Below are 10,356 nucleotides of genomic sequence, written 5' to 3' on the forward strand. Positions count from 1 at the left end.
TGAGGCTAAAAATTTCTGATTCTGAGGAGAATAGCGGGGCTATTTGACGAAGAAGTATGAATTTTTAGACCAATTTATCGCGACCGCAGTAGGGCAGTCTATTCTCGAACAGCCTCCCGGGCGACCCCGTCGGGCCACGTTACAGCCCGACGTTAATCCCTACAGAAAAGCTGGCTACGTTGTGCCTCACATAGTACCAGCCCAAATAGCCAGAAATATTCGATTCCATATGGCCAGCTACTTATCGAACCCTATTTATTTGCCTGGAGTAATATGTTTAACATACGACGCAGAGGCTCTGCCGCTCCCCACAACAGCTGATCACCCACAGTAAATGCTGTCAGATAGTCAGGCCCCATGTTCAACTTGCGCAGGCGGCCCACCGGAATATCCAGACGACCGGCGACCGATGCAGGCGTCAGCTGACGTATGGTATCTTCCCGATTATTTGCCACTACTGATACCCAGTCATTGCCACCGGCAATCATCGCTTCAATATCCGCCATGGGAATATCCTGCCGCAGTTTGATGGTCAATGCCTGACTATGACAACGCATGGCGCCAATGCGCACACAAACACCATCCACAGGAACTGGAGAAGCCTGGCGCCCAACAATCTTGTTGGTCTCTGACTGAGCCTTCCACTCTTCACGACTCTGACCGTTGTCCAGCTCTTTATCAATGTAAGGAATCAGACTGCCAGCCAGTGGCACATCAAACTCACTCTGCGGAAAATCAGTACTTCTTAACAGGGAAGAGGTCTTGCGATCGATATCCAGAATGGCACTGTCAGGGTCAGCCAGTTCCGCAGCAACATTGCTCTGGATAGAGCCCATCTGGTTGATCAGCTCACGCATGTTTCTGGCTCCGGCACCACTGGCTGCCTGATAGGTCATGGCACTGACCCACTCCACGGCATCCTGCTGAAAAAGTCCACCAATAGCCATCAGCATCAGGGAAACCGTACAGTTACCACCGATAAAATTCCTGACACCATCATTCAGCGCACGATCAATCAACGCACGGTTTACGGGATCAAGAATAATCACAGCATCGTCGTTCATACGCAAGGAGGAAGCGGCATCAATCCAGTAGCCCTGCCAACCACTGTCACGCAATGGCTGAAAGACTTTGCCGGTATAACCGCCACCCTGGCAGGAAATAATTACGTCCATTTCACGAAGGGTATCTATATCATGAGCATTGTGAAGGCCACCCACCGGCACGCCAACCTCAGGACCGGGCAGCCCTATTTGTGAGGTGGTGAAGAAAACAGGCTCGCCCCCCTTGTTTTGCAAACGGGCAAAATCGTTTTCTTCCTGCATACGCTCCATTAAAACTGAGCCCACCATGCCTCGCCAGCCAACAAAACCTACTTTTTTCATACTGCGCTCCCCCGGAGCCTCTGCTGAAAACAGAAGCCGCCAATATTTTATTGATTATGCATTTAACAAACAGTCAACAACCGCATCACCCATTTCAGCAGTGCCCACCACCTGACAACCATCAGAGGCAATATCCCGGGTACGATAGCCTTTATCCAGAACATCGCTAACCGCTTTTTCAATGGCTTCCGCTGCGATGTTTTCTCCAGATGCAGAGCCATCAGCCAATGCAGAGCCATCAGCCAGTGAAGAGCCATCAGCCAGTGAATAGCGAAGCAACATCGCCAGGGACAAAATCTGCGCCAGAGGGTTCGCCTTGTTCTGCCCGGCGATATCCGGTGCCGAACCATGCACCGGCTCATACATCCCCTGGTTCTTTTCGTTCAGGGATGCAGAAGGCAACATACCAATGGAGCCCGTCAACATCGCCGCACAGTCGCTCAGGATGTCACCGAACATATTACCGGTCACCATCACATCAAACTGTTTGGGTGCACGGACCAGCTGCATGGCGGCATTATCAACGTACATGTGGCTCAGCTCAACGTCGTGGTAGCTGGCAGACTCGGCAATAACCACCTCCCGCCAGAGACCGGTCACTTCAAGCACGTTGGACTTGTCTACTGAACAGAGTCGTCTGCCACGCTTTCGGGCTGCCTCAAAAGCCACTTTGGCGATACGACGGATTTCAGACTCCCGGTAGACGTAGGTGTTGTAACCTTCCCGTTCGCCATTTTCCAGGGTACGCACGCCACGGGGGTCACCAAAATAGATACCCCCGGTCAGCTCTCGCACAATAAGAATATCCAGACCAGCCACCAGCTCTGGCTTTAAACTGGAGGCGTCGGCCAGTTGCGGAAAAAGCATGGCCGGACGAAGGTTGGCAAAAAGATCCAGTGCAGAGCGAAGTTGCAACAGCCCTTTTTCAGGGCGGTTCGCCATGGGTTGATCATCCCACTTCGGCCCACCCACCGCACCAAACAGAATCCCATCGGAGTTCCTGGCCAGCGTCAGGGTTTCATCACTCAGCGGAACACCATATTGATCAATGGCCGCACCGCCCACCAGACCATGGCTGACTTCAATATCGAGCCCAAAACGCAGTTTGGCCGCATCCAGTACTTTCAGGGCCTCAGCCATAATTTCAGGGCCGATGCCATCACCGGGAAGACATAAAATCTGCTTGCTCATGCAAAGCTCCGCTTATAATTATTTACTGGTGAACAACCAGGGGTTATCTGCCCTGTAACACCGCTCGAAATTGCGGATCTGATCCGCATCCTGCAGGGTCAGGCCAATATCATCCAGACCGTTGACCAGGCAGTGACGACGAAATGCATCAATGCTGAATGGCAACTGGGCGCCATCAGGCTTAACCACCACTTCACGGTGCAGATCCACCGTCAGCTGGTACCCTTCATTGGCTTCTACTTCCTTGAACAGCTGCTCCACTACCTCATCAGACAGGGTGATGGGAAGAATGCCGTTTTTAAAACAGTTGTTATAAAAAATATCCGCAAAGCCAGGCGCAATAACGCAGCGGAAACCAAAATCATCAAGAGCCCACGGCGCGTGCTCCCGGCTGGAACCGCAGCCAAAATTCTGCCTGGCCAGCAGGATCGATACGCCCTGGTATCGGGGTTGATTCAAGACGAAATCCGGATTCAGTGGACGCCTGGCGCAATCCTGCCCCGGATAGCCTTCGTCCTGGTAGCGAAGTTCATCAAACAGATTGACACCAAAGCCGGTGCGTTTGATGGACTTGAGAAACTGCTTGGGAATGATCATGTCCGTATCCACGTTGGCACGATCCAGGGGAGCAACCAACCCCCGATGAATGGTAAAAGCCTGCATGATTTTCCCCTTACACTACGGATGTCTGATAACGGACATCGACAAAATGGCCTGCAATGGCCGCCGCAGCCGCCATGGCCGGACTGACCAGATGGGTTCGCCCGCCAAAACCCTGACGACCTTCAAAATTACGGTTAGAAGTGGATGCACAGTGCTCGCCCTGCCCCAGTTTGTCGGCATTCATGGCCAGACACATGGAGCACCCCGGCTCACGCCACTGAAGGCCAGCGGCCAGAAACACCTTATCCAGCCCTTCTGCTTCAGCCTGGGCCTTAACCAGACCAGAGCCCGGCACCACCAGCGCTTCTTTCACCGTGTCAGCCACCCGCTTGCCCTTGACGACAGCTGCCGCTTCACGCAAGTCCTCAATGCGCGAGTTGGTACAGGAGCCGATAAATACCCGATCAACAGGAATGTCGGTAATCTTTTGGCCAGCGGTCAATCCCATATACTCAAGGGCACGGGCGTAGCCTTCCTTGCGGGTTTCATCCGGCGCATCCTCCGGGAAAGGCACCCGGGCATCCACCGGCAACACCATCTCCGGTGAGGTTCCCCAGCTGACCTGTGGCTTTATCTCATCGCCATTGAGCACAACAACTTGATCAAACACTGCATCACTGTCTGAATGAAGGGTTTCCCAGACCCTGACCGCCTGCTGCCACTGTTCTCCCACAGGGGCAAACGGCCTGCCCTGCACATAATCAATGGTGGTCTGGTCAACCGCTACCATGCCTGCCCGGGCTCCGGCTTCAATGGCCATATTACAGAGCGTCATGCGCCCTTCCATGGTCATATTGCGAATGACGTCGCCCCCAAACTCGATGGCAAAACCGGTACCACCTGCTGTACCGATACGGCCAATAATGGCGAGGATCACATCTTTCGGCGTGACTCCGCTGCCCAGGGAACCATCAACCCGGACCAGCATGTTCTTCATCTTCTTGGCCACAAGACACTGGGTGGCCAGCACATGCTCAACTTCCGAGGTGCCGATACCGTGGGCCAGTGCGCCAAAAGCACCGTGTGTAGAGGTGTGCGAGTCCCCGCAGACCACGGTCATGCCGGGCAAGGTTGCGCCCTGCTCCGGGCCAACCACATGGACAATGCCCTGGCGCTGATCCTGCATATCAAACTGGGTGATGCCAAAGTGATCGCAGTTGTCATCCAGTGTCTTTACCTGGATTTTCGACACCGGATCTGCAATTCCCTCAATACCGTGCTGACGCTCATTCAACGTAGTGGGCACATTGTGGTCAGGCATGGCGAGATTGGCATCCAGGCGCCATGGCTGACGGTCGGCCAGCTTAAGGCCTTCAAACGCCTGTGGTGATGTCACCTCATGGAGCAGCTGCCGGTCGATATAAATCAACGCAGAACCGTCATCACGCTGACAAACAAGGTGGGCATCCCACAACTTGTCATATAGCGTTCTTCCCCTGTTTTTCACCGTGCAAGCCTGGTTTTTCATGGAGCCATCCTTATTGCTGCAATTAAACAAAAAAGACTGTTTTTTATTTGATTTATAAGCAGTTTTAGTAACATCTCTGTTGCGCACATAATATTTTCCGGGACAGATTGCACGTCCAGACATGCTCGGAATGAAACGTCATTAAACTGGTATTTTGATAAAAAAAATCAGCTTGTCTTTAACGGTGCTATCCTAATTGCTCATAAAAAATTACTCAAATTCATCTTGCTTATTCTATTGATAACTTGCTGAAGTCATTAATTCTGGTGGCTGTTCGAGATAACGCCCATAGCGAGGGTGGCAAAAAATTGAGGATAAAAAATCGGTTTTGTGAGGTGAATAATGTGAGGTGAATAAATAGTTGGCCAAATGGAATCGTATATTTCTGCCCAAGTAGACAGTTACTATGCAAGGCGCAACGCAGGGAGCATAGTTGTAGCCATGTGTCCGGAGTTGCAACGCCGCTTTCGCATAGCCTCCCGGGCAGTCAATCAATAATAGTGAAGTGAAAGGCTCTCTTGCCACTGCTGCCAGTCAGCATTTTTCGGAAGCACCACCATGAATATTGTCAACCCATGCTCTTTGTTTTGCTTACAGCAAACCAGTTCAACAGGTCTGGAAACGGCTAAAGAAACCATTAATGGCTCAGCAACGGGTGATTTTGAAGGGCGTTCTCTGGTCAGGACTCATTGCTGTGGGCGCACTTTTCACCTGGGATGTATTACTGCAATCCTGGATTTACAACTAGGTATTGACCTTGCGCTTCGAAGCTGCATTGAATGTCCGCACCTGACAGCACTGCCGTTAGTGCGTGTTGATGGGGCAAGACCGGTTGAACCCTCCCCCTATTGCGAACCGCTGGCACTCCATGCTTGCCGACAAGCTTGCCGTGGAGATATGGACACTTTCCAGACACTATTGGCACAGGACCCGGGTATTGCCCGGCAAGATTTTCGTAACGCCCTGACCGGTATGGGAGTCAGGCTGTTACATATTGCCGCTCAGGAAGGACAGGCGGAACTCACACAACTTCTGCTCAGTCATTCTGCGGATATCAATGCCGCCGACCACCTGGGCAAGACAGCGCTGCACCTGGCCACAGCCGGAGGCTATATCCAGTGCCTGAGGGTGTTACTGAAACACGGGGCGAATCCTGCTCGCACTGACAATACCGGCTCCACCCCTATACACCTGGCCTCCGCAAGGGACAACAGCCGCTGTCTGCAACGGCTTTTAACTGACCCACGGGTAGATATCAATGTTGCCGATAATGAAGGCAGGACCGCCTTGCACATGGCTGCGAAGGGCAACCATATCGATAATCTGCGACTGCTTCTGAGGGATAATAGGGCAGAATTCAATTCCACTGACAAGTACCACAGGACTCCCCTGCACCATACCGCCTTGAAGGGCAGCAGGGATTGTTTGCAATTATTGCTCATCTACCAGGCAAAAGTGAATATCGTTGATGAGTTACTCGGCACTCCCCTTCATTATGCCGTCGTTTACGGCGCAGAAACGGGAGATATAGAGAACATCCGTTGTCTGATTGAACATGGGGCGAACCTCCATAGCAGAAATGCCTGTGGACAAACCCCATTGCACACAGCTGCTGAGCAGAGGCGGAGTAACAGTGTGATGCAACTGTTAATCGATAATCGGGCGGATATCCACAGCACCGATGAGAAAAACAGGACGCCGCTGCATCTGGCAGTCATAAGTGGCCTTATTGACAACGTGAAACTGCTGATAGACTGCGAGGCAGAACTCCATGCCATTGACAAATACGGCATGACACCCCTGCACCTGGCCAGCAATTTTGGTCATGTTCGGGTCCTGGAACTGCTGATGAGCAAGGGTATGAACCTCCATGAGACCGATAAGTCTGGCAAGACCCTGGTACACTTGGCCGCCCGCAATGGCCATACCCGGATTCTGCAATTGCTGATTGATCAGGGCATGAATCTCAAGACCACCGATAATACTGGCAGGTCACCGCTGCACCTGGCCGCACAGTATGGCCATACCCAGGCCCTGCAACTGTTGATGGACCAGGAGGGTGTGGATCTCAATGTGACCGATATTCTTGGCAGTACACCGCTGCACCTGGCCGCACAGAATGGCCATAGCGAAGTCCTGCAGCAGCTGATTGACCGGGGCGTGGTTCCCACTACTGCAGATAATTATGGTAATACCCCCCTGAAAGAGGCCTTGAAAGGTGGCCATCCCCGTTGCCAGCAGCTTTTGGCTGATGCGACCCCGCAAGGGTGGGGTTGCCTGGTACAATAACCGCCCTGTCAAACGGATGTCACTCGAGGTCTGCTGACGCCAGGAGACTGTCCGAGAATAGACTGCCCTGCGCGGCAACTGCTTCTGCGTTACTTTTATGCTATGGACAACTTTCTGAAATCAATCGACTTGAACTGGTCCGTTATACCAGAGAGGAAATTCATAACGAACTTTATAATGCAGCCATAAGTAGTTAACCAATCCTCGCCTCTTGCCAGCAGCAGGAGTATAGTTCCCGCCCTGGCCTTTTTAAGAGATTATCGTTTATGTTCAAGGCGTTAGTACTGAACCAGCAGGACAACAAGACTGTCGCTGGCATCGAACAGCTGGATGAATCCACCCTGCCAGCCGGGGATGTCATTGTTGCTGTTGACTATTCATCACTGAATTACAAGGATGGTCTGGCCATCACCGGGAAGGGAAAAATCATCCGTGATTTTCCGATGGTGCCGGGTATTGACTACGCTGGTCAGGTAATTTCTTCAAGCGATGACCGCTATCAGCCCGGCGATTCCGTTATCCTCACGGGCTGGGGTGTGGGGGAAAACCACTGGGGTGGTATGGCCGAAAAAGCCAGTGTACCTGCTGACTACCTGGTTGCCATGCCTGCTGGACTGGACAGCCGCAAGGCCATGATTATTGGTACTGCAGGCCTGACCGCCATGCTGTGTGTCATGGCTCTGGAAGACGCTGGTATTACACCCGGGAAAGGTGAGATTCTGGTCACTGGGGCCAGCGGTGGCGTTGGCAGTGTTGCCATAACGCTGCTGGACCAGCTGGGTTATTCTGTGGTCGCCGCTTCCGGTCGCCCGGAAAACAGTGATTGGCTAAAGGCCATCGGGGCTGACCGGTTGATTGATCGTGCAGAATTGCTTGAACCCCCACGCCCACTGGAAAAACAGCGCTGGGCAGGTGCCGTTGACACCGTTGGCAGCCACGTACTGGCCAAAGTACTGACGCAAATTGATTACCAGGGGGCTGTTGCGGCCTGCGGTCTGGCCGGTGGGTTTGATTTGCCAACCACGGTAATGCCTTTCATTCTAAGGGGCGTTAAACTTCTGGGTGTTGATTCAGTCATGTGTCCGGTTGAAAAACGGATGCAGGCATGGAACCGGATTGCCGAACTTCTCCCAGAGTCCTACTACAGCAACGGGGCCACAGAAGTTGCACTGGATGCCTTGCCTGAGCTGGCCGAGGCCATTACCAATGGACAAGTCACCGGCAGAACACTGATCAGGTTGTAATACCACCACCAGCTTCTAAACTTTTTCAATACTCATCAGATGCGATCACTCAACAGCATCTGACTACCCTTCAAAAGCATTTGACCGTTTTTTTTAATAGCTTTTTAATAAGTTGCTTAAAAGATTGTCGCAAAAGACAGCTCAGGCAACGTTTTTTCGAAACCACAAAGGGCACTAAGCCCTTGCAGAGCGATGAACCACCATCTGGTACTCTATGTGATTGGTCTGTTCCTGACCGCTATCGCCAAGTTTATGCTGATTCCGGTCATCTATGACTTGCTGACCGGTGATTCTGATATCTGGGAATTTGTCGCTGCTGCCGCCATTACGCTGATTACCGGCGGCGCACTGACCATCAATTTCAAACCAGAACACTTTAATATGAAGCCCAGGCAGATCTTTGTACTGACCACCCTCTGCTGGCTGGCTGTCTGCACCTTTGCAGCACTGCCCTTCTGGTTCAAACTCCCCATCAGTTACACCGATGCTTTTTTTGAAACCATGTCAGGCATTACCACCACCGGATCCACCATATTGACAGGTCTGGATCATATGTCTCCAAGTGTGCTGATCTGGCGGTCACTGCTGCAATGGTTTGGGGGTATTGGTTTTATTGTCATGGCGGTTGCCGTTCTGCCATTTCTCAAAGTGGGTGGCATGAGGTTGTTCCAGAGTGAATCGTCTGACTGGTCCGAGAAAGCCATGCCCCGCTCAGGCAGCATTGCCAAGGGTATCGTTAGCGTCTATTTGATCATGACTGCCCTGTGCGCGTACCTTTACTTCCTGGGAGGCATGACCGGCTTTGAGGCCATAAACCATGCCATGACCACGGTCTCTACCGGCGGATATTCCACCTCAGATGCCTCCATGGGATTATTTAAAAGTCCGTTTATCATCTGGACAAGCACCATTTTCATGATACTTGCCAGCCTACCTTTTGTTCTCTTTGTTCGCTGCATGCGAGGTGATGTTAACTGCGTTTATCAGGATACCCAGGTACAGGCCTTTATCGTTTTTCTACTGTTGGTCTGGCTGGTTCTCAGTGTCTGGCTGTGCTGTCACTCTGACTACACCTTTGTGCAATCACTTACTCTGGTCTCATTTAATACCACGTCAACCATCACCACCACCGGCTTTGCCTACGGTGATTACACCCTGTGGGGTGGTTTTTCTAACCTCACGTTTTTTTTCCTGTTAATGGTGGGAGGTTGTTCGGGGTCAACAGCGGGAGGCATTAAAATTTTCCGGTTTCAAATTGGCGGCAAGCTGCTGAACATCCAGTTAAAGCAGCTGGTTCATCCCAGAGCCTGTTTTGTACAAAACTATAACGGCCAGCAAATCAGCAGTGACATACTCCGTTCGTTAATTGGTTTCTGTTTCTTCTTCATCCTGCTGATTGCTTTAATGAGCCTGTTACTCTCCCTGTGTGATCTCGACCCCATCACCAGTATTTCCGGCGCCACCACGGCCGTTGCCAATGTGGGCCCCGGACTGGGAACAGTCATTGGCCCGGCAGGCAACTTCAGCTCTCTGCCAGGTGCTGCCAAATGGCTATTAAGTGTCGGCATGCTGCTGGGCAGGCTTGAGGTTATTACCGTCCTTGTGCTTTTTACGCCTGCTTTCTGGAAGGGTTGAGCCCGCTGCCATCAGCTGCCAAAAACCATATTCCTTGTGATAACCCGGTCAACTTCCGCAGTAATTACATTTACCTTTGGCGTAAAAGCTAGCTGTAGTTTTTCTTTTTTACGGGCCTCCCTGGCGGGGTTCAACCAATTAGCCAAAGAACGCATTTGCTCATCATAATGATTATCAAAATTCCGATACACATGCGCCAGAGAGCTTAAATAAGCGGCCACATTGAGGCCTGCAGATGAACCAGGCGTGATGTCAGGGTGAACCTTGAGTTTATCCAGGGCTGCTGCAAAGCTGCCCTGGATATCAACAGGTATAAAGCTTTTCACCTCAGGGTAATCACGATTCAGATACTGACGCAAACCTTTCAATAGCAGCTCAGCGGCTTTTTTTTCATCGCCAATAAGATGAAAGCCCCAACCTGCAGAGTGAAGAATCCATATATCATTTGGAAAAAACTGACAGGCTTCCCGGGAAAGGCTCT

8 protein-coding genes are annotated in these 10,356 nt (G+C 51.7%); 3 read left to right on the top strand and 5 right to left on the bottom strand.

Annotated elements, in window-relative coordinates; genetic code table 11:
- Positions 1–251: 251 nt before the first annotated feature.
- The 4 genes from asd to leuC are packed head-to-tail and all read right to left on the bottom strand — an operon-like array spanning position 252 to position 4,707.
- Positions 252–1,385, bottom strand: a complete 1,134-nt coding sequence (gene asd, locus KDK14_RS11425; protein WP_257265247.1) for an aspartate-semialdehyde dehydrogenase — start codon at positions 1,383–1,385, stop codon at positions 252–254.
- A gap of 54 nt (positions 1,386–1,439) precedes the next feature.
- On the bottom strand, positions 1,440–2,576 hold the full coding sequence (gene leuB / locus KDK14_RS11430) for a 3-isopropylmalate dehydrogenase (RefSeq protein ID WP_257265248.1): 1,137 nt from the start codon (positions 2,574–2,576) through the stop codon (positions 1,440–1,442).
- Positions 2,577–2,594: 18 nt separating this feature from the next.
- A complete protein-coding gene (gene leuD / locus KDK14_RS11435) occupies positions 2,595–3,239 on the bottom strand; it encodes a 3-isopropylmalate dehydratase small subunit (protein ID WP_257265249.1) in 645 nt (214 codons plus the stop codon).
- Between the two features lie 10 nt (positions 3,240–3,249).
- Positions 3,250–4,707 carry a 3-isopropylmalate dehydratase large subunit gene (gene leuC, locus KDK14_RS11440; protein ID WP_257265250.1) on the bottom strand — a complete coding sequence of 486 codons (1,458 nt, stop codon included), beginning with the start codon at positions 4,705–4,707 and terminating at the stop codon, positions 3,250–3,252.
- A gap of 558 nt (positions 4,708–5,265) precedes the next feature.
- On the opposite strand from leuC, the gene KDK14_RS11445 reads away from it, so the two are divergent.
- The 3 genes from KDK14_RS11445 to KDK14_RS11455 all read left to right on the top strand — a co-directional run bounded on the left by KDK14_RS11445 (position 5,266) and on the right by KDK14_RS11455 (position 9,875).
- On the top strand, positions 5,266–6,996 hold the full coding sequence (locus KDK14_RS11445) for an ankyrin repeat domain-containing protein (protein ID WP_257265251.1): 1,731 nt from the start codon (positions 5,266–5,268) through the stop codon (positions 6,994–6,996).
- A gap of 266 nt (positions 6,997–7,262) precedes the next feature.
- Positions 7,263–8,240 (top strand): MDR family oxidoreductase, encoded by a 978-nt coding sequence (locus tag KDK14_RS11450; protein WP_257265252.1) that lies wholly within the window; start codon positions 7,263–7,265, stop codon positions 8,238–8,240.
- 192 nt (positions 8,241–8,432) lie between these two features.
- A complete protein-coding gene (locus tag KDK14_RS11455) occupies positions 8,433–9,875 on the top strand; it encodes a TrkH family potassium uptake protein (RefSeq protein WP_257265253.1) in 1,443 nt (480 codons plus the stop codon).
- An 11-nt stretch (positions 9,876–9,886) separates the two neighbouring features.
- On the opposite strand, the gene KDK14_RS11460 is transcribed toward KDK14_RS11455, so the two are convergent.
- A partial coding sequence (locus KDK14_RS11460) for a hypothetical protein (protein WP_257265254.1) occupies positions 9,887–10,356 on the bottom strand: 470 nt, incomplete at its 5' end.

The sequence above is a fragment of the Endozoicomonas sp. ONNA2 genome (assembly GCF_024606365.1).
GTDB lineage: Bacteria > Pseudomonadota > Gammaproteobacteria > Pseudomonadales > Endozoicomonadaceae > Endozoicomonas.